This window comes from Streptomyces yamdrokensis (genome assembly GCF_053890455.1).
On the sequence record NZ_CM132679.1, the window covers coordinates 4,612,792 to 4,633,437 of the forward strand.

The window sequence follows — 20,646 nt, forward strand, 5'->3', positions numbered from 1 at the left end:
TTCGGCGATGAAGATCCCTGAACCTCCGGCCGGCCCCAGGACCCCCGTATCAGACCCCATGACTTACAACCCTGAGAGGGATTGACGCATAGTGCTCGACGTCAACTTCTTCGATGAGCTCCGGATCGGCCTGGCCACCGCTGACGACATCCGTCAGTGGAGCCACGGCGAGGTCAAGAAGCCCGAGACCATCAACTACCGCACCCTCAAGCCCGAGAAGGACGGACTCTTCTGCGAGAAGATCTTCGGTCCGACCCGGGACTGGGAGTGCTACTGCGGCAAGTACAAGCGTGTCCGCTTCAAGGGCATCATCTGCGAGCGCTGTGGCGTCGAGGTCACACGCGCCAAGGTGCGCCGTGAGCGGATGGGCCACATCGAGCTCGCCGCCCCCGTCACGCACATCTGGTACTTCAAGGGCGTTCCGTCGCGCCTCGGCTACCTGCTCGACCTCGCCCCGAAGGACCTGGAGAAGGTCATCTACTTCGCGGCGTACATGATCACGTTCGTCGACGAGGAGCGCCGCACCCGCGACCTGCCCTCGCTGGAGGCGCACGTCTCCGTCGAGCGTCAGCAGGTGGAGAACCGTCGCGACGCCGACCTGGAGGCCCGGGCCAAGAAGCTCGAGACCGACCTGGCCGAGCTCGAGGCCGAGGGTGCCAAGGCCGACGTGCGCCGCAAGGTGCGCGAGGGCGCCGAGCGTGAGATGAAGCAGCTGCGCGACCGTGCGCAGCGCGAGATCGACCGTCTCGACGAGGTGTGGAACCGGTTCAAGAGCCTCAAGGTCCAGGACCTGGAGGGCGACGAGCTGCTCTACCGCGAGCTGCGTGACCGCTTCGGCACGTACTTCGACGGTTCGATGGGTGCCGCGGCGCTGCAGAAGCGCCTGGAGTCCTTCGACCTCGAGGAGGAGGCCGAGCGTCTCCGCGAGATCATCCGTACCGGCAAGGGCCAGAAGAAGACCCGTGCGCTCAAGCGCCTCAAGGTCGTCTCCGCGTTCCTGCAGACCAGCAACAGCCCCAAGGGCATGGTGCTGGACTGCGTGCCGGTCATCCCGCCGGACCTGCGTCCGATGGTGCAGCTGGACGGTGGCCGCTTCGCGACCTCCGACCTGAACGACCTGTACCGCCGGGTCATCAACCGCAACAACCGCCTGAAGCGGCTTCTCGACCTCGGCGCGCCCGAGATCATCGTGAACAACGAGAAGCGCATGCTCCAGGAGGCCGTGGACGCGCTCTTCGACAACGGCCGCCGTGGCCGCCCGGTGACGGGCCCCGGCAACCGTCCGCTGAAGTCGCTGTCCGACATGCTCAAGGGCAAGCAGGGCCGCTTCCGTCAGAACCTGCTCGGCAAGCGCGTGGACTACTCGGCGCGTTCCGTGATCGTCGTCGGCCCGCAGCTGAAGCTGCACCAGTGCGGTCTGCCGAAGGCGATGGCGCTGGAGCTCTTCAAGCCGTTCGTGATGAAGCGCCTGGTCGACCTGAACCACGCGCAGAACATCAAGAGCGCCAAGCGCATGGTCGAGCGCGGCCGCACGGTCGTGTACGACGTGCTCGAAGAGGTCATCGCGGAGCACCCGGTCCTGCTGAACCGTGCGCCCACGCTGCACCGCCTCGGCATCCAGGCCTTCGAGCCGCAGCTGGTCGAGGGCAAGGCCATCCAGATCCACCCGCTCGTCTGCACCGCGTTCAACGCGGACTTCGACGGTGACCAGATGGCCGTGCACCTGCCGCTGTCCGCGGAGGCGCAGGCCGAGGCCCGCATCCTGATGCTGTCCTCGAACAACATCCTCAAGCCCGCCGACGGCCGTCCGGTGACGATGCCGACCCAGGACATGGTCCTCGGTCTGTTCTTCCTCACCACCGACGGCGAGATGCGCGAGCTCAAGGGCGAGGAGCGTTCCTTCGCCTCGGTCGCCGAGGCGATCATGGCCTTCGACGCGGGCGAGCTGTCGCTCCAGTCGCGGATCGACGTCCGCTTCCCGGTCGGCACCATCCCGCCGCGTGGCTGGATGCCGCCGGCGCGGGAGGAAGGCGACGACGGCTCCGGGGAGAGGGCGTGGCAGCAGGGTGACAGCTTCCGGCTGAACACCACGCTGGGCCGCGCGCTCTTCAACGAGCTGCTGCCCGAGGACTACCCGTTCGTCGACTACGAGGTCGGCAAGAAGCAGCTCTCCGAGATCGTCAACGACCTCGCCGAGCGCTACCCGAAGGTCATCGTGGCGGCGACGCTCGACAACCTGAAGGCGGCCGGCTTCCACTGGGCGACCCGTTCCGGCGTCACCGTGGCCATCTCCGACGTCGTCGTTCCCGAGGCGAAGAAGGAGATCGTCCGCGGGTACGAGGCGCAGGACGAGAAGGTCCAGAAGCAGTACGAGCGCGGTCTGATCACCAAGGACGAGCGCACGCAGGAGCTCATCGCGATCTGGACCAAGGCGACCAACGAGGTCGCCGAGGCGATGAACGACAACTTCCCGAAGACCAACCCGATCTTCATGATGGTGAACTCGGGTGCACGAGGCAACATGATGCAGATGCGTCAGATCGCCGGTATGCGTGGTCTGGTGTCGAACGCGAAGAACGAGACGATCCCGCGGCCCATCAAGGCCTCGTTCCGTGAGGGTCTGTCCGTGCTGGAGTACTTCATCTCCACGCACGGTGCCCGTAAGGGTCTGGCGGACACCGCTCTGCGTACCGCCGACTCGGGTTACCTCACCCGTCGTCTGGTCGACGTCTCCCAGGACGTCATCATCCGCGAGGAGGACTGCGGCACCGAGCGCGGTCTGAAGCTGCGGATCGCCAAGCGCGACGCCGACGGCACCCTGCAGAAGACGGAAGACGTCGAGACCAGCGTCTACGCCCGCATGCTCGCCGAGGACGTCGTCATCGACGGCAAGGTGATCGCGCCGGCCAACGTGGACCTCGGTGACGTGCTCATCGACCAGCTGGTGCACCACGGCGTCGAGGAGGTCAAGACCCGTTCGATCCTGACCTGCGAGTCCGCCGTCGGCACCTGCGCCATGTGCTACGGCCGTTCGCTGGCCACCGGCAAGCTGGTCGACATCGGTGAGGCGGTCGGCATCATCGCCGCCCAGTCCATCGGTGAGCCCGGCACCCAGCTGACGATGCGTACCTTCCACACCGGTGGTGTGGCCGGTGACGACATCACGCAGGGTCTGCCGCGTGTCGTCGAGCTCTTCGAGGCCCGTACCCCGAAGGGTGTCGCCCCGATCTCCGAGGCCGCCGGCCGCATCCGGATCGAGGAGACCGAGAAGACGAAGAAGATCGTCGTCACCCCGGACGACGGCAGCGACGAGACGGCGTTCCCGATCTCGAAGCGTTCCCGTCTGCTGGTCGGCGAGGGCGATCACGTCGAGGTGGGCCAGAAGCTCACCGTGGGTGCCACCAACCCGCACGACGTGCTGCGCATCCTGGGTCAGCGGGCCGTCCAGGTCCACCTGGTCGGCGAGGTCCAGAAGGTCTACAACTCGCAGGGCGTGTCGATCCACGACAAGCACATCGAGATCATCATCCGGCAGATGCTCCGCCGTGTGACGATCATCGAGTCCGGCGACGCCGAGCTGCTGCCCGGCGAGCTGGTCGAGCGGTCGAAGTTCGAGACCGAGAACCGTCGTGTGGTGCAGGAGGGCGGTCACCCCGCTTCCGGCCGTCCGCAGCTGATGGGTATCACCAAGGCCTCGCTGGCGACCGAGTCGTGGCTGTCGGCGGCGTCCTTCCAGGAGACGACCAGGGTCCTCACGGACGCGGCGATCAACGCCAAGTCCGACTCCCTGATCGGCCTCAAGGAGAACGTCATCATCGGTAAGCTCATCCCGGCCGGTACGGGCCTGTCCCGCTACCGCAACATCCGGGTCGAGCCGACCGAGGAGGCCAAGGCCGCGATGTACTCGGCCGTCGGCTACGACGACATCGACTACTCGCCGTTCGGCACGGGCTCCGGCCAGGCCGTTCCGCTGGAGGACTACGACTACGGTCCGTACAACCAGTAAGCGGGTCGCTCGACGTACCGCAGGGCGGTCACTTCCGTTTCGTACGGGGGTGGCCGCCCTGCGGCGTTCTCGTGACCTGTACCGGTTTCGTGACGCGCGGTGGTGCCGGATGGCTTTGCGGGGGCGCATCATGGATGACACGTGCAGTTGGGGGAGGTACCTGGTGTCGCAGTCGCCGTATCCGTCGTGGCAGCCCTGGCAGGGGCGAGGCGTTCCGCAGCCGTGGAGCGGACCGGGTGGACCGGTCGGCCCGCCGCAGGGCGGGCCCCCGATGCTGGCCTCGCACGCCGACCGGGAGCGCACCGTGGACGTGCTGCGTGCCGGGTACGCCGAGGGCCGGCTGGACCAGCAGGAGCTCGAGCGCCGGGTGGCGCGGGCCTATCAGGCGCGTACGGTGGCGGATCTGACGCTGCTGGTGGCCGACCTGCCGCAGGGTCCCGTACCGCAGACCGCCGCGATGCAGCACGCCGTGCCGGTCATGCCGCCGGCGACGTTCCTGGCCCGGCCGCCGAAGACCAACGAGAAGGCCGTCGGGGCCATGGTGTGCGGGGTGCTGTGCCTGGCGACGGGTGGCCTGACCGGTATCCCGGCCGTGATCCTCGGGCACGTGGCCCGCGGGGAGATCCGGCGGACGGGGGAGAACGGTGACGCGTACGCGATGACCGGGCTGGTGCTCGGCTGGCTGTCCACGGCCGGCTGGGCCCTGCTGATCATGCTGATGGTCCTGACCGGCGTGTCCGGCTGACGTCGGGCCGGCCGCGGGGCGGTGTCCGGAAGGGCCGGAGAGCGCCCATTCGAAGATCATCACCCGTGTCCCGGCTTCGCTTGCTTCGCGCGGCGGTGGGGTGAAGGCCCATTTGTTTTGACCGCAGCCGATGCTATAGGTACGCTCAGACCTTGTGCCTGGGGTGTGCCCTGGTCTCCGTGCGTGCCATCACCCGCATCGGGGGCTGCGAACGGCCACCGTGATCATGCGTCTCTTTCTGCCTGGCGGTGGGAGTCCGCGGGATTCGACACACCCGACCGCGTGGGTCGGGATGTTCCAGGTTAGCTTCACCATTCGGCACACAGAAACCGGAGAAGTAGTGCCTACGATCCAGCAGCTGGTCCGGAAGGGCCGGCAGGACAAGGTCGAGAAGAACAAGACGCCCGCGCTCGAGGGTTCGCCCCAGCGCCGTGGCGTCTGCACGCGTGTGTTCACGACCACCCCGAAGAAGCCGAACTCGGCCCTGCGTAAGGTCGCGCGTGTGCGTCTGACCAGCGGGATCGAGGTCACCGCTTACATTCCGGGTGAGGGACACAACCTGCAGGAGCACTCCATCGTGCTCGTGCGCGGCGGCCGTGTGAAGGACCTGCCGGGTGTTCGCTACAAGATCATCCGTGGTTCGCTCGACACCCAGGGTGTCAAGAACCGCAAGCAGGCCCGCAGCCGCTACGGCGCCAAGAAGGAGAAGTAAGAATGCCTCGTAAGGGCCCCGCCCCGAAGCGCCCGGTCATCATCGACCCGGTCTACGGTTCTCCTCTTGTCACGTCGCTCATCAACAAGGTGCTGCTGAACGGCAAGCGCTCCACCGCCGAGCGCATCGTCTACGGCGCCATGGAGGGCCTTCGCGAGAAGACGGGCAACGACCCGGTCATCACGCTGAAGCGCGCTCTCGAGAACATCAAGCCGACCCTCGAGGTCAAGTCCCGCCGTGTCGGTGGTGCCACCTACCAGGTGCCGATCGAGGTCAAGCCCGGCCGTGCCAACACCCTGGCGCTGCGCTGGCTGGTGGGTTACTCCCGCGCCCGTCGCGAGAAGACCATGACCGAGCGTCTGCTCAACGAGCTCCTCGACGCCAGCAACGGCCTCGGTGCCGCGGTGAAGAAGCGCGAGGACACGCACAAGATGGCCGAGTCCAACAAGGCCTTCGCGCACTACCGCTGGTAGTCGCTACCCACATCGAGACCGAGAGAAGACTGAAGCCTTATGGCTACCACTTCACTTGACCTGGCCAAGGTCCGCAACATCGGGATCATGGCCCACATCGACGCGGGCAAGACGACCACCACCGAGCGGATCCTGTTCTACACCGGCGTCTCGTACAAGATCGGTGAGGTCCACGACGGCGCCGCCACGATGGACTGGATGGAGCAGGAGCAGGAGCGTGGCATCACGATCACGTCTGCTGCGACCACCTGTCACTGGCCGCTCGAGGACGACGACTACACGATCAACATCATCGACACCCCGGGGCACGTCGACTTCACCGTCGAGGTGGAGCGTTCCCTGCGTGTGCTCGACGGTGCCGTGACCGTGTTCGACGGCGTCGCCGGTGTCGAGCCGCAGTCCGAGACGGTGTGGCGTCAGGCCGACCGTTACGGCGTGCCGCGTATCTGCTTCGTCAACAAGCTCGACCGCACCGGCGCGGAGTTCCACCGCTGCGTCGACATGATCAAGGACCGTCTGGGCGCGCAGCCGCTGGTCATGCAGCTGCCGATCGGTGCCGAGGCCGACTTCAAGGGCGTCGTGGACCTGGTCCGCATGAAGGCGCTCGTGTGGTCCGCCGACGCGGCCAAGGGCGAGATGTACGACACCGTCGACATCCCGGCCACGCACACCGAGGCCGCCGAGGAGTGGCGCGGCAAGCTGGTCGAGGCCGTCGCGGAGAACGACGAAGAGATCATGGAGCTGTACCTGGAGGGCCAGGAGCCCACCGAGGAGCAGCTGTACGCCGCGATCCGTCGCATCACCATCGCCTCCGGCAAGTCCGAGGACACCACGGTCACCCCGGTCTTCTGCGGTACCGCGTTCAAGAACAAGGGCGTCCAGCCCCTGCTCGACGCGGTCGTGCGCTACCTCCCGACCCCGCTCGACGTCGAGGCCATCGAGGGCCACGACGTCAAGGACCCCGAGGTCGTCGTCAAGCGCAAGCCGTCGGAGGAGGAGCCGCTCGCGGCCCTCGCGTTCAAGATCATGAGCGACCCGCACCTCGGCAAGCTCACCTTCGTCCGGGTGTACTCGGGCCGCCTGGAGTCCGGCACCGCCGTGCTGAACTCCGTCAAGGGCAAGAAGGAGCGCATCGGCAAGATCTACCGTATGCACGCGAACAAGCGTGAGGAGATCGCGTCGGTGGGCGCCGGTGACATCGTCGCCGTCATGGGCCTGAAGCAGACCACCACCGGTGAGACGCTGTCCGACGACAAGAGCCCGGTGATCCTGGAGTCCATGGACTTCCCGGCGCCGGTCATCCAGGTCGCCATCGAGCCCAAGTCGAAGGGCGACCAGGAGAAGCTGGGCGTCGCGATCCAGCGCCTGGCCGAGGAGGACCCGTCCTTCCAGGTCCACTCGGACGAGGAGACGGGCCAGACCATCATCGGTGGTATGGGCGAGCTGCACCTCGAGGTGCTGGTCGACCGTATGCGCCGTGAGTTCAAGGTCGAGGCCAACGTCGGCAAGCCGCAGGTCGCCTACCGTGAGACGATTCGCAAGACCGTCGAGCGCGTGGACTACACCCACAAGAAGCAGACCGGTGGTACCGGTCAGTTCGCCAAGGTGCAGATCGCGATCGAGCCCATCGAAGGCGGCGACGCCTCGTACGAGTTCGTGAACAAGGTGACCGGTGGCCGCATCCCGAAGGAGTACATCCCTTCGGTGGACGCCGGCGCGCAGGAGGCCATGCAGTTCGGTATCCTCGCCGGCTACGAGATGACGGGCGTCCGCGTCACGCTCATCGACGGTGGCTACCACGAGGTGGACTCCTCCGAGCTCGCGTTCAAGATCGCCGGTTCGCAGGCCTTCAAGGAGGCCGCGCGCAAGGCTTCGCCCGTGCTTCTCGAGCCGATGATGGCCGTCGAGGTCACCACGCCCGAGGACTACATGGGTGAGGTCATCGGCGACATCAACTCCCGCCGTGGCCAGATCCAGGCCATGGAGGAGCGGGCCGGTGCTCGCGTCGTGAAGGGCCTCGTGCCCCTTTCGGAGATGTTCGGCTACGTCGGGGACCTCCGCAGCAAGACGTCGGGTCGCGCAAGCTACTCGATGCAGTTCGACTCCTACGCCGAGGTTCCGCGGAACGTCGCCGAGGAGATCATCGCGAAGGCCAAGGGCGAGTAACGGACACCGTTCGCACGCTTTAGGCTTGACCCCGGAGCCTGCTTGGGGCATTCCGCCGGAACCCGGCGGAATGCCCCCGGCCCCGGGCTTTCCAGCAAAGATCACCTGGCGCCGATGAGTAAGGCGTACAGAACCACTCCACAGGAGGACCCCAGTGGCGAAGGCGAAGTTCGAGCGGACTAAGCCGCACGTCAACATCGGCACCATCGGTCACATCGACCACGGTAAGACGACCCTCACGGCCGCCATTACCAAGGTGCTGCATGACGCGTACCCGGACCTGAACGAGGCCTCGGCCTTCGACCAGATCGACAAGGCTCCCGAGGAGCGCCAGCGCGGTATCACCATCTCCATCGCGCACGTCGAGTACCAGACCGAGACGAGGCACTACGCCCACGTCGACTGCCCCGGTCACGCGGACTACATCAAGAACATGATCACGGGTGCGGCGCAGATGGACGGCGCCATCCTCGTGGTCGCCGCCACCGACGGCCCGATGCCGCAGACCAAGGAGCACGTGCTCCTGGCCCGCCAGGTCGGCGTGCCGTACATCGTCGTCGCGCTGAACAAGGCCGACATGGTGGACGACGAGGAGATCCTGGAGCTCGTCGAGCTCGAGGTCCGCGAGCTGCTCTCCGAGTACGAGTTCCCGGGCGACGACCTGCCGGTCGTCAAGGTCTCGGCGCTCAAGGCCCTTGAGGGCGACAAGGAGTGGGGTCAGACCGTCCTCGACCTGATGAAGGCCGTCGACGAGAACATCCCGCAGCCCGAGCGTGACGTCGACAAGCCGTTCCTGATGCCGATCGAGGACGTCTTCACGATCACCGGTCGTGGCACCGTCGTCACCGGTCGTATCGAGCGCGGCATCCTCAAGGTCAACGAGACCGTTGACATCGTGGGCATCAAGCAGGAGAAGACCACCACCACGGTCACCGGCATCGAGATGTTCCGCAAGCTGCTCGACGAGGGTCAGGCCGGTGAGAACGTCGGTCTGCTGCTCCGCGGCATCAAGCGCGAGGACGTCGAGCGCGGCCAGGTCATCATCAAGCCCGGTTCGGTCACCCCGCACACCGAGTTCGAGGCCCAGGCCTACATCCTGTCGAAGGACGAGGGTGGCCGTCACACCCCCTTCTTCAACAACTACCGTCCGCAGTTCTACTTCCGTACGACGGACGTGACCGGCGTCGTGACCCTCCCCGAGGGCACCGAGATGGTCATGCCGGGTGACAACACCGAGATGAAGGTGGAGCTCATCCAGCCCATCGCCATGGAAGAGGGCCTGAAGTTCGCCATCCGTGAGGGTGGCCGGACCGTGGGCGCCGGCCAGGTCACCAAGATCAACAAGTAAGCTCCGGCTGCTTGCTGATCCGACCTGGTAGCTCCACCGCGAGCACCTGAGAGGGCCCGCACGACTTCGGTCGTGCGGGCCCTTTCGTGTCGTCGGTGGCCGGTGGTGTCAACCTCCGCGTCCTGCTTGTCACTCGATCGCGGGAAGGGTTGGCATATGCGCGCCGTAGAGCGGGATGCGGCCCTAGTTTCGGAGCATGGTCAGCTCATCCCATGAGGCCCTGCACCGGATCTCCAGGAAGACCCGGGCCTCTTCGCCCGTGCCGTCAGAGGGCTCGGCGTTTCCTTCCCGCCGCCTGTTTCCGCCTCCCTCCTGCCCACCGACCTCACGGAGAACCGCCCGGTGGAGCGACGGGTGGACACACTGCTGAGGATGGACACCGAGGACGGCGAGTTCGTCCTGGCAGTCGAGTCCCAGGGCAAACAGGACCTCGGCAAGCCCGCGAGCTGGGCGTACTACCTCTCCCATCTGTACGCCAAGTACGGCATTCCTCCGGTTCTCCTTGTCGTCTGCGCGGACCGGTCCACCGCGGCCTGGGCGGCCCGGCAGGTCGACATCGGCCCGCCCCAGTGGCCCTCGCTCACCCTGCGCCCCCTGGTCCTGGGGCCGGACAGCCTGCCGGTGATCGCCAGCCCCGACGAGGCCGCCCGCGACATTCCGCTCACGGTCCTGTCGGCGGCTCTGCACCGCTGGGATCCGGACGCCGATGCCATACTGAACGCGCTGGCGAAGGCACTGAAGGGCTTGTCGGCCGACGACGAGGGCACCGCGGGCACCTTCATCGAACTCACCGAACAAGGCCTCGGCAAGACGCCGGCCGCGGATCTCTGGAGGCACCTGATGGCTGTCGACCTCTCTTTCTTCCAGTCGGAGACTGCTCAGAAACTCCGGGCGGAGGGCCGTGACGAAGGCCGGGCGGAGGGCCGTGACGAGGGCCGGATCGAGGGCCGGGCGGAGGACATCCTGCGGCTGCTTCAGGGCCGGGGCGTCGAGGTGTCGGAAATGGACCGGGAACACGTCATCGGCTGCCGCGACCTGGACACACTGGACGTGTGGTTCACCCGGGCGATCACGGCCACGTCGGCCCACCAGCCGGAGGAGTTGTTCCTCGTCCAGCTCGTGCAGTGCTCTCCTGCGTGATCTCACACCTGCCAGACGCCGCGGCCGTCACACGGGTTCTCCAGAAGGTGTGACGCGGGTCACGCTTCTGGGTGGGAGGGCCGTCCGCGGCCGGGGACGGGGGAAGGGCTCCGCGGGCAGGCGGTCCGCACGAGACGCGAGAACGGCGCGCGGGATCCTGGTGCGTGCCGGTGGTCGCGTTGCGGCACTGTCCCGGCCCTCGGCGTTGAAGGCGCCCGCGGCAATCCCGCGAACCGACGCCACTCCCGCGGGAGCCCGAACGGAGCGCCGGCGCAAATCAGGGCGTTAGGATCATTTGTGGCGTCCCGGTCTCACATAGTGGCGCAAGGGCCGTGGGCCGCTGGTCACCGTGTTTACGTAAGCGTCACACTGAAGTGTCCCGCGCGCGGCAACGGCGCCGAGCGCCACCCCTCACCGAACCGGACAGACCGGATGTACCGGCTTTTGGACTTCCGGTTGCAGCCGTGCCAGAAAGGGCTCCCGTGACGACGCGACCCGCCAACACCTCACTCGACCACCTCCGCGCCGAACTCGTACGCAGGAATCCGGCCGAACCCGAGTTCCACCAGGCCGCACGCGAGGTGCTGGACAGCCTCGGGCCGGCGCTCGCGGCGCGTTCCGAGTACCGGGACCCGGGGCTCGTCGAGCGGTTGATCGAGCCGGAGCGGCAGATCATCTTCCGGGTGCCGTGGCAGGACGACCAGGGTCGGGTGCATGTCAACCGCGGCTTCCGGATCGAATACAACAGCGCCCTCGGCCCGTACAAGGGCGGCCTGCGCTTCCACCCCTCCGTGAACCTGGGAATCATCAAGTTCCTCGGCTTCGAGCAGGTCTTCAAGAACGCGCTGACCGGGCTCGGTATCGGCGGCGGCAAGGGCGGCAGCGACTTCGACCCGCAGGGCCGCAGCGACACGGAGGTCATGCGCTTCTGCCAGTCCTTCATGACGGAGCTGTACCGGCACATCGGCGAGTACACCGACGTACCGGCGGGCGACATCGGCGTCGGCGCGCGCGAGATCGGCTACCTGTTCGGCCAGTACCGGCGGATCACCAACCGCTGGGAGGGCGGCGTCCTGACCGGCAAGCGCGCCGGCTGGGGCGGCTCGCTGATCCGGCCGGAGGCGACCGGGTACGGCAACGTGCTGTTCGCCGAGGCGATGCTGCGCGAGCGCGGCGAGGACCTCGAGGGCCAGACCGCGGTCGTCTCCGGCTCCGGAAACGTCGCGATCTACACCATCCAGAAGCTGATCGCCCTCGGCGCCAACCCGGTGACCTGCTCCGACTCCAGCGGCTACGTCGTCGACGAGAAGGGCATCGACCTGGAGCTGCTCTGCCAGATCAAGGAGGTCGAGCGCGGCCGGGTGAGCACGTACGCCGAGCGGCGCGGCTCCTCCGCGCGGTTCGTGCCCGGCGGGCGGGTCTGGGAGGTCCCGGCCGACATCGCCCTGCCGTCGGCGACGCAGAACGAGCTGAACGAGGACTCGGCCGCCACGCTCGTCCGCAACGGCGTGAAGGCCGTCTCGGAGGGCGCGAACATGCCCACGACACCGGAAGCGGTGCAGCTCCTCCAGCAGGCCGGAGTCGCCTTCGGCCCCGGCAAGGCGGCGAACGCGGGCGGGGTCGCGGTCAGCGCCCTGGAGATGACGCAGAACGCGTCGCGTACGACGTGGAAGGCCGACCAGGTCGAGAACGAACTGGCCCGCATCATGACCGACATCCACCGCACCTGCGCCGAGACCGCCGAGCGCTACGGCGCCCCCGGCGACTACGTCACGGGTGCGAACATCGCCGGTTTCGAGCGGGTCGCGGACGCGGTTCTGGCGCAGGGCGTCATCTGACGGTGCCGGTCCTGGTGGGGGAGGGCAGAAGCCCTTCCCCCGCTCGGACCGGGGACCACCACTACCCCACATGGCCCTGGCGCCCGCACGACCCGGCCGGGGAGACTCGGACCCATGCAGAAGCTCTCCCTCGACGCACTCGCCCGCGAGCACCTGGAACGCGCGGCCGCCGCCTCCACCGGCCGCAGCGCGAGTACGGTCCACGGCGGCCACGAACACACCCTGCGCCAGACCCTCCTCGCCCTGACCTCCGGAACCTCCCTCGCCGAGCACGAGAACCCCGGTGAGGCGACCCTGCTGGTGCTGCGCGGCCGGGTCCGCCTCACCAGCGGGGAGACGTCGTGGGAGGGCCGGACCGGAGACCTGATCGTCATCCCGCCTGCCCGGCACGCCCTGGAGGCCCTGGAGGACGCGGCCGTACTCCTCACCGTCGCCAAGCAGGGCTGAGGGACGGGACCGAGGACCGAACCCTCCCCGCCACGGAGCCGCATCGAACAATGGGACGATGTCGGCGCAGACAATCGAACCGTGAACGGGGGAGTGCGGCGTCATGGCCCGCTACATGGAGGCGCTGACCGTCGAGCGCGGCGGTTTCCGGATCAAGGTGCCGGAGTCCTGGTGGGAGTTCGACGTCCGGCCCGAGTCCCGGGACGACTCGATCCACCGGATGGTGACCGAACGCCTGCGCCGGCACCCGGAGTTGGAACCGCACCGGGACACGTACACCACGTTCCTGCGGAAGGCCGCCGCGGACGCCTGGAAGTCGGGTGCGCTGTACTGCGGTTGCATGGCGGAGAACTTCGGCGGGGACACCCCGATCACCGGCTCGGTGACGGTGTCCCTGGTCGGCGGCCGTACGGGCGGGGGCGACCCGCTCCCCACCGACCCGGCCGCCATCGCCGCCCAACTCGCCGTCAAGGAGGCCAAGAAGCCGGGCGACTCCTGGCGCAAGGTGGCGACGGTCGACATACCGGGCGTGGGCCCGGCGGCCCGGACGTACGGCATCGAGGACATCCCCGTCCCCGGCGACGAGCTCCACCGCACCATCCGCGCGGTGCTCACCCAGACCTTCATCCCGGTCCCGGGCCAGGAGGGCAAGGTGGCCCTGGTGGCCGGCAGCAGCCAGGTCCTCGACCTCGCGGACTCCTTCTTCGACATCTTCGACGCGATCACGTCGACGTTCCGCTTCACCGACTGAGCCACGCGCTCCGGCCTGACCTTTCCCTCGAACTGTCGTTCCTTGTAAGTTCGCGTGTGCATACGGTTGTTGGTGATGTGCGGGTGACGGGGGTTGCGGGATGGTGGGTCACAGGCCGGGTGACTGGCATGTCCTGGACCTGGAGGGGGATCCCACCCCGGGTGATCCGGAGCGGGTGCGCAGGCTGGCGGGGTTCCTGCACGACTTCGCCGACGACGTGTCCGAGGCGCTGCGCCTGGTGAAGGGCATGGCGGGCGAGGGCACGCTGGAGCAGTGGGCGGGCAAGTCGGCGGTCGTGTTCAAGGAGGAGTTCTCCGGCGTCCCGAAGAACCTCAAAAAGCTGGAGAAGTCCTACGGGATGTGCGGCGACGCCCTCGCCGCCTACTGGCCGAAGCTGGAGCGGGCCCAGGCGCTCGCGGACAAGGCGCTGGCCAGGGCCCGCGAGGCGCGCGCCGATCTGTCCTCGGCCCAGTCCCGCCTCTCGTCGGCGGAGTCGTGGGTGGGCCGGGCCTCCAAGGAGGCCGACAAGTACAAGGACGATCCGACCGGTTCGAAGTCGGACGCGGACGGGCCGGACGAGGCCAGGGTGCGGGCGGCGACCCGTGACGTGCGCAACGCCAGGTCCGCCGAGACCTCCGCCCGCTCTGACGTCTCGGACGCACAGGACGCGCTGGCCGCGGCGAAGAAGATGGCCGAGGACGCGCGGAGGATGCGCGAGGAGGCCGCCCGCGACGCGAAGTCGAAGATCGACGAGGCCTCCGACGCCGGCATCCAGAACCGGTCGGCGTGGGAGGAGGTCGGTGACTGGTTCACCGACAACTGGGACACCATCGTCACCGTCTGCAAGGTCGTCGTCGCGGTCGTCGGCATCGTCGCCCTGATCATCGGCGGCCCCGTCCTGGGCGCGATCGTCCTGATCGCCGCCCTCGTCGTCCTCGCCGACACCCTCTACAAATACAGCAAGGGGCAGGCGTCGCTGTGGGACGTCGGGCTGGCCGCGCTGGACTGCATACCCGGCATGAAGGGCCTGACCAGCCTCGGCGGACTCGCCAAAGGCCTCAAGGCCGCAGGCAAGGGTGGCCTCAAGGCCATGGCGAAGGGCCTTGGGCAGAACGGTCTGCGCAAAGGGGCCGACGACGCAGTGGCCAGCGCCAAGCCCGGAAAGGGACGCTGCCTGAACGGCGATCCGATCGACATGGTCTCTGGCGAGATGTACATGACCGAGACCGATGTCGAACTGCCCGGGTTGCTTCCCCTCGTTCTGCAGCGTACTCACCTGTCAACCTATCGGGTTGGCCGGTCCTTCGGCGTGTCCTGGGCCTCCACACTCGATGAACGTCTTGAGCTGGACGACCTGGGCGCCGCCTACGCCACCGAGGACGGCATGGTCCTCCTCTACCCGGTGCCCGAGCCCGGTGCCTCGGTGATGCCGCTGGAGGGACCGCGTCGGCCGCTGCGCTGGGACGGCGGCCCCAGCGCGCCGCTGAGCATCACCGATCCGCTCACCGGCGTCACCCGCCACTTCGAGGCTTCGCAGCAGAATGCCTCAGTCGATGAGGCATTCACCCTTCTGCTCGTGTCACTGACCGACCGCAATGGCTACCGGATCGACATCGACCGCTGCGCCGACGGCACACCGGTCGCCGTGCGCGACTCCGGCGGCCGGCACATCCACGTGGACACCGAGAACGGGCGTGTCACCGCTCTGAGGCTGCGCGACCCACAGGCCGGTCCTCAGAGCACGCTGCTCAGACGCTTCGACTACAGCTCTGCCGGCGACCTCATCGAGATTCGCGACTCCAGTGGTCTGCCGCTGAAGCTCACGTATGACGGCCGCGCGCGCATCACCTCCTGGACCGACCGCAACGGCTACTGGTATCGCTTCACCTACGACGACCAGGACCGTTGCGTCGGCGGCGAGGGCACCGACGGCCTCCTGCGGTGCGCCATCGCCTATGACACCGACGGCAGGGAGACCCGCTACACCGACGCACTCGGCAACACCACGACGTACCGCTGGAACGACCTGTACCAACTCGTCGCTGTGACCGACCCGCTCGGCCACACCACCCGTTCCGAGTGGGACCGTTACGATCGGCTGCTTGCCCGGACGGACGCACGCGGCCGGACAACTTGCTACGCATACGACGCGTTGGGCGCCCCGGCTGCCGTCATACGGCCCGACGGCAGCCGGGAGACAGCCGAGAACAACGCGTGGGGACAGCCCGTTGAGGTCGTACAGGCCGATGGCCACGTCTGGCGCATGGAGTACGACAGCCGCGGCAATCTGATCGCTGAGACGGATCCCACGGGGGCCCGTGTCGACTACCGGTACCGGGACGAAGGCGCGCTCACCACCGTCACCGACGCGCTGGGCCGTACCGCCGTACTGGAGACCGACGCAGCGGGCCTGCCCCTCTCAGCCACCGATGCCGAGGGCGGGGTCACCCGGTACGCCCGCGACGCGTTCGGCAGGGTCGTCGCGCAGATGGGCCCCGACGGCTCCGTCACCCGGCTGCGATGGAGTCCGGAAGGCCGGCAGCTCGGGCTCGACCTGCCGGACGGCACCACGGAACGACGCCTGTACGACGGCGAGGGCAATCTCACCGAGTACACGGACGGGCAGGGCCGGACGACTCGCTTCGAGTACGGCGGCTTCGATCTGCTCCTGGCACGTACGGACCCCGATGGCTCGCAAGTGAGGTTCGCCTACGACGGCGAGTTGCGCGTCACCTCGGTGACCAACCAGCAGGGCTTGGTGTGGGAGTACTTCTATGACGAGACCGGGCGCCTGATCCGGGAACGGGACTTCGGCGGACGCGTCCAGCACTACCGCTTCGACGCGGTCGGTCGTCTTGTCGGGCAGACCAACGGCGCGGGCGAGTCCATCGCTTACGTCCGCGACGACTTCGGCAAGGTCACGGAGCAGCGGGCACGGGAAGGCGTTACGCGCTACGAGTACGACCCCGTCGGCCGGGTCCGCCGCGCGGTCGGCCCGGGGGCGGAGCTGTCGTACGAGCGCGACGCCCGCGGTCGGATCCTCGCGGAGACCTGCAACGGAGCCACAGTGCGCTCGGCCTACGACGTACTGGGCAGGCGCGTGAGCCGCGTGACCCCGTCGAACGCGAAAAGCGTGTGGGAGTACGACGGGCGGGACCTCCCGGTACTGCTGCGGACAGCCGGCAGAACCGTCACGTTCACCTACGATCAGGCAGGACGCGAGACCGAACGACGCGTGGGTGGCGTCTCCTTGAGTCAGACTTGGGATGCGGTCGGCAGGCTGAGTTCTCAGACCCTGACCGCGACCGGTCCGAATCTCGGCCCTGCCCCGGCGGACGAACCGCGACGCCTCCAGCACCGTGCCTACCATTACAGGCCCGATGGCACGGTAGCCGCGATCAGTGATCTCCTCCAGGGCGAACGCGTTGTCGACGTCGACGGTCAGGGGCGGGTCGCCGGCGTGCGTGCGGCGAGCTGGTCGGAGCAGTACGCCTACGACACGGCGGGCAACCTCGCCGAGGGCGAGTGGCAGCTCTCGATGCCCGCCCGGCCCACACCGGATCCCGAGCACGGGCCGGTCCGCCGGGCCGGGGACATCCGCTACGAATACGACGACCAGGGCCGTGTCGTGGTCAGGCGAAAGAAGCGGTTGTCCCGCAAACCCGACGTGTGGCGCTACGCATGGGACAGTCAGGATCGCCTGGTCGGGGTGACCACCCCGGACGGCACCGCCTGGACCTACACGTACGACCCGTACGGTCGTCGCATCGCCAAACGAAGACTCGGTCCTGACGGAGTGACCGTGGTGGAGGAGACCACGTTCGTCTGGGACGACTTCGTCCTGGCGGAGCAGGTCACCAGGGAGGTCGGTGGAGCGCCCAAGTGCATCGTGTGGGACTGGGAGCGGGATCGCTTCAGTCCTGTCACGCAGATCGAGCGGGTGCCGTCGCTGGACCTGTCCCAGGAGTGGATCGATGACAGGTTCTATTCCATCGTCACGGACCTGGTCGGCACGCCCTCCGAGATGGTCGCGGAGCCGGGGGAAGTGGTATGGCAGGCACGCTCCACGGTGTGGGGGGCGCCGCTCCACGCCCTCGGTCCGGACGACGCGTACTGTCCGCTGCGCTTCCCGGGGCAGTACCACGATCCCGAGACCGCGCTCCACTACAACTACCAGCGCCACTACGACCCGGAGACAGGCCGGTACGCGTCCCTGGACCCGCTGGGCCTCTCCCCGGGACCGAACCCGCGCACGTACGTGGGCAATCCCTTCACGGCCGTTGATCCCTTCGGGCTGGCACCTTCCTGCGAAGAGGCGGCCCGCAATGCCGCGGGGCGGCGAGCCGACGTAGAACAGCAGCGCCCAGGAGCGAGCAAGAAGACCAGGCCGACGAGTGCGGCCGGGCTGTCGGTTCCGGGGCACAACATGCCCTTCGAGGGCGCCAGCATCAAGGGTGGGGGCAGCCACCAGCTCCACCCTGATGTGCAGGCTGCCTATGATCGGGTTCCGGACCACATCAAGGCAGAGGTCGGCGGGGCACACTCAAAGTGCGGCGAGGCCGAGGCGCTGTCGGAAGCGATAAAGGCGGGGGTCGAACCTCGAGGTGGGGTAATGGCGGCTGTGGAAGTACGCGCGGTGGGCAACCCAGCCCACGGCAAGCCCAAGCCGGCTTGCCCGTCCTGTAGCCATGTTCTTGAACAACTAGGTGTTCGGGCGGTGTTGTGAGTGAGTGATGACCAGGCACGTGGTTGGTCTCTGAGGACCGAAGAAGTGTTGAGGCGCGCGGGTTGGCAGCCCGGCCGTTCGGTGCCGACGGACACGTGGGAGTCGATTCTGCGTGAGCGCGGGTCTTTCGTGGCCCATGAGGCCGCGCGTCGCTTCCTCTCCGAATTCGGTGGTCTGGTGACGTACGGCTGGCCCGCCGATTCGATCACCACCTCGTCGGCCGTTCGCTTCGACCCCCTCAGGGCCGAATGGCAGGACGAGCGGTTCGCGAGGGCGAGCCGGGAAGCGGGGGCGCCCCTGTACCCCGTGGGCACGGCGGACGAGGGCACCAGCTTGCTGGGTATCAGTGAGGACGGAGCGCTCCACCTCTTGAGGGACCGTGCGGAACTACTGGCCACGACCACCGGCCAGGCATTGGACCGCTTGGTGGAGATGCAGGAAACCCGGTCCGCCCTCTGGACACCCGACGCACCGGCAACGGAGCACGCTTTCTGGCGGCGGCTCGACGCAGTGGAGACCGGCACGGACACCGGGGACCGCTGGTCCGCGGAGACGGACCAGGTGCTGCGGGCGGGAGGCTGGTACCCGGGCCGGTCAGTTCCCACGGAAACCTGGGAGAGCATCCTTCTGCAGACCGGTGAGTTCGAGATCCACGATGCGGCACGGCGCTTCCTGACGGAGTTCGGCGCTGTGGGAGTGCCTTACCGTGGCCCGTGGGACTCGATGCCGTGGATGGAGTTCTCGCTGGACCCGCTGCTGGCATTCTGGGATGCGGAGATAATCGACGATCTCGCCGAGCAAGCGGGCGTCGACCTCTACCCCATTGGTATGCGCGACCGCGGTAACCAGCACCTGGCCATGGCCGAGGACGGCGCGGTCTACGCCGGTATGGACAGCGTCTGGCTGCTGGCTCCCACACCTGACGAAGCCATGCAAAGACTCACCAGGAGGATCCAGCCGGCGGCTTCCTGACCCGCTCTGATGGGCTGGCCGCGCAGGGTTTCCACCGGGGCGTACCAGAAGGGCTTCCACGTAGAATGGAGCGGCCTCCTTCGTCCACGAGGTCCCTGCGGCGCATGTGCCGTATGGCGGCGGACCTGCAACTCACCTTCTTTCTCCAAGCCCTCGTCACCGTGGCCCTCGCGGCAGGCACGGAGGCCGGCCGCGGCGCGGATCGTCGAGGCGCTGGGTCTCGCTTCCAGCCCGGCGGACCGGGTCGGCAGGAGCGCTCCCGGCCTGGTCTTCCGCATGTGGCGGGTCTCTCACCGCCCGGGTGTCCTCCGCGTCGACTCGGATGCGCCGGAACAGGGGAGGGCCGACTTCCGTGCGTACGGTCAGGCGTTGGAGCGACTGCTCGGAACTCGCTGACGGAGTGCCGTGCCGGCGCATGGCGGGACCGGTTCGTCGATCACCACGGAGATGGGAGACCGGTGAGGGACCGGCCTTCTGCGGAGACTGGGTCCATGACGAGGACGGAAGAGTTTCTTACGGCGCTCAACGAGGGAATGCTTCAGTATTCTCGAGAAATCGCCGACGAGTTGGTCGGTCGTTTCGGTATGTTCCGGGCCGAGGCCGTGGCGCGCATCAATGCGACGCACGAAAGGGTCGATATCTTCCCCTATCCGGATCTCATGTGCCATGAAGAGCCGGACTACTGGGCCTACGGGATTTGCTTCCTGCCCAAGGACGGAAGAGTCCCGCACAGTGGATCCACCGAGGACCTCTCGCAGTGGGAAACGCGGCCGGCCCCTCCGAAGAGTTCGCATGTTTGGACGCTCACCGAGTGAGCGCCTCGGACTGAGGAAACCTCCTGGCAGGTGCGGCACCTCGGCGAACCAGTGACGCCAGGGCCGAGCGGAAGCGCGCACGCCGCCGGGGGGCACCGCCGGGTTTGATCCCCGTCACCCCCGGGGTATTCTCTCCCGCTCGATTGGCCAGTCCCGCGTCCCGTATGGCAGACTAGCGGGGTTGCTCGGTCGAGTGCCGATGCTGCGCGCCTCCCGCCGGGGGGACCGGAAGCGAGTCCCACAGTACTCGTCGCCCCACGCGATACATCGAGAGATGTAGGGGCGGACGTACGGGAATCTTCCGGGAAGCGTCAGCGGGGTGCCGGCCAGGCACCCGGTGGGCCTCTCGCCCCCGCCCGCGGTTCCGGAAGGGTCCGCACTCCCACGCAGGGAAGTTCCGACAAGGGACATTCATGTCAGCGGGAGCGCGACACGCCCGACCGCGTGGGTCGGAGGAGGGGTGGAGTGACAGAGCAGGACACCACCGGGTTCCGGAGCGTTACTAGA

13 protein-coding genes are annotated in these 20,646 nt (G+C 67.7%); all 13 read left to right on the top strand.

Annotated features, from left to right (window positions below; translation table 11 throughout):
• The first annotated feature begins 91 nt into the window (after nucleotides 1–91).
• Nucleotides 92–4,006, top strand: a complete 3,915-nt coding sequence (locus tag ACWZEH_RS20670; protein ID WP_456192623.1) for a DNA-directed RNA polymerase subunit beta' — start codon at nucleotides 92–94, stop codon at nucleotides 4,004–4,006.
• Nucleotides 4,007–4,169: 163 nt separating this feature from the next.
• Nucleotides 4,170–4,751 (top strand): DUF1707 and DUF4190 domain-containing protein, encoded by a 582-nt coding sequence (locus ACWZEH_RS20675; protein WP_456192624.1) that lies wholly within the window; start codon nucleotides 4,170–4,172, stop codon nucleotides 4,749–4,751.
• A gap of 340 nt (nucleotides 4,752–5,091) precedes the next feature.
• Nucleotides 5,092–5,463, top strand: a complete 372-nt coding sequence (gene rpsL, locus ACWZEH_RS20680) for a 30S ribosomal protein S12 (protein ID WP_003948652.1) — start codon at nucleotides 5,092–5,094, stop codon at nucleotides 5,461–5,463.
• 2 nt (nucleotides 5,464–5,465) lie between these two features.
• Nucleotides 5,466–5,936, top strand: a complete 471-nt coding sequence (gene rpsG, locus ACWZEH_RS20685) for a 30S ribosomal protein S7 (RefSeq protein ID WP_003974303.1) — start codon at nucleotides 5,466–5,468, stop codon at nucleotides 5,934–5,936.
• A 39-nt stretch (nucleotides 5,937–5,975) separates the two neighbouring features.
• Nucleotides 5,976–8,102, top strand: a complete 2,127-nt coding sequence (fusA, locus tag ACWZEH_RS20690; protein WP_456192625.1) for an elongation factor G — start codon at nucleotides 5,976–5,978, stop codon at nucleotides 8,100–8,102.
• 154 nt (nucleotides 8,103–8,256) lie between these two features.
• Nucleotides 8,257–9,450, top strand: a complete 1,194-nt coding sequence (tuf, locus tag ACWZEH_RS20695) for an elongation factor Tu (RefSeq protein WP_042165064.1) — start codon at nucleotides 8,257–8,259, stop codon at nucleotides 9,448–9,450.
• Between the two features lie 354 nt (nucleotides 9,451–9,804).
• Nucleotides 9,805–10,590, top strand: coding sequence for a hypothetical protein (locus tag ACWZEH_RS20700; RefSeq protein ID WP_456192626.1), 786 nt, complete (start codon nucleotides 9,805–9,807; stop codon nucleotides 10,588–10,590).
• A 482-nt stretch (nucleotides 10,591–11,072) separates the two neighbouring features.
• The gene (gene gdhA, locus ACWZEH_RS20705) at nucleotides 11,073–12,428 is read left to right on the top strand and encodes an NADP-specific glutamate dehydrogenase (protein WP_266078952.1); all 1,356 of its coding nucleotides are present in this window, start codon (nucleotides 11,073–11,075) and stop codon (nucleotides 12,426–12,428) included.
• Nucleotides 12,429–12,542: 114 nt separating this feature from the next.
• Entirely contained in the window at nucleotides 12,543–12,875 is a 333-nt protein-coding gene (locus ACWZEH_RS20710) for a cupin domain-containing protein (protein WP_456192627.1), read from the top strand.
• Between the two features lie 103 nt (nucleotides 12,876–12,978).
• A complete protein-coding gene (locus ACWZEH_RS20715) occupies nucleotides 12,979–13,626 on the top strand; it encodes a hypothetical protein (RefSeq protein ID WP_456192628.1) in 648 nt (215 codons plus the stop codon).
• A 100-nt stretch (nucleotides 13,627–13,726) separates the two neighbouring features.
• Entirely contained in the window at nucleotides 13,727–18,352 is a 4,626-nt protein-coding gene (locus ACWZEH_RS20720) for a DUF6531 domain-containing protein (RefSeq protein WP_456192629.1), read from the top strand.
• Nucleotides 18,353–19,324 (top strand): SUKH-3 domain-containing protein, encoded by a 972-nt coding sequence (locus tag ACWZEH_RS20725; protein ID WP_456192630.1) that lies wholly within the window; start codon nucleotides 18,353–18,355, stop codon nucleotides 19,322–19,324.
• 491 nt (nucleotides 19,325–19,815) lie between these two features.
• Nucleotides 19,816–20,139, top strand: coding sequence for a hypothetical protein (locus ACWZEH_RS20730; protein ID WP_456192631.1), 324 nt, complete (start codon nucleotides 19,816–19,818; stop codon nucleotides 20,137–20,139).
• Nucleotides 20,140–20,646: the final 507 nt, after the last annotated feature.

What these genes read in the sequence shown, in the direction of transcription:
- rpsG (WP_003974303.1), top strand. Translation starts at nt 5,466, where the DNA reads ATGCCTCGTAAGGGCCCCGCCCCGAAGCGCCCGGTCATCATCGACCCG.
- fusA (WP_456192625.1), top strand. Translation starts at nt 5,976, where the DNA reads ATGGCTACCACTTCACTTGACCTGGCCAAGGTCCGCAACATCGGGATC.
- ACWZEH_RS20710 (WP_456192627.1), top strand. Translation starts at nt 12,543, where the DNA reads ATGCAGAAGCTCTCCCTCGACGCACTCGCCCGCGAGCACCTGGAACGC.
- ACWZEH_RS20715 (WP_456192628.1), top strand. Translation starts at nt 12,979, where the DNA reads ATGGCCCGCTACATGGAGGCGCTGACCGTCGAGCGCGGCGGTTTCCGG.
- ACWZEH_RS20720 (WP_456192629.1), top strand. Translation starts at nt 13,727, where the DNA reads ATGGTGGGTCACAGGCCGGGTGACTGGCATGTCCTGGACCTGGAGGGG.
- ACWZEH_RS20730 (WP_456192631.1), top strand. Translation starts at nt 19,816, where the DNA reads ATGACGAGGACGGAAGAGTTTCTTACGGCGCTCAACGAGGGAATGCTT.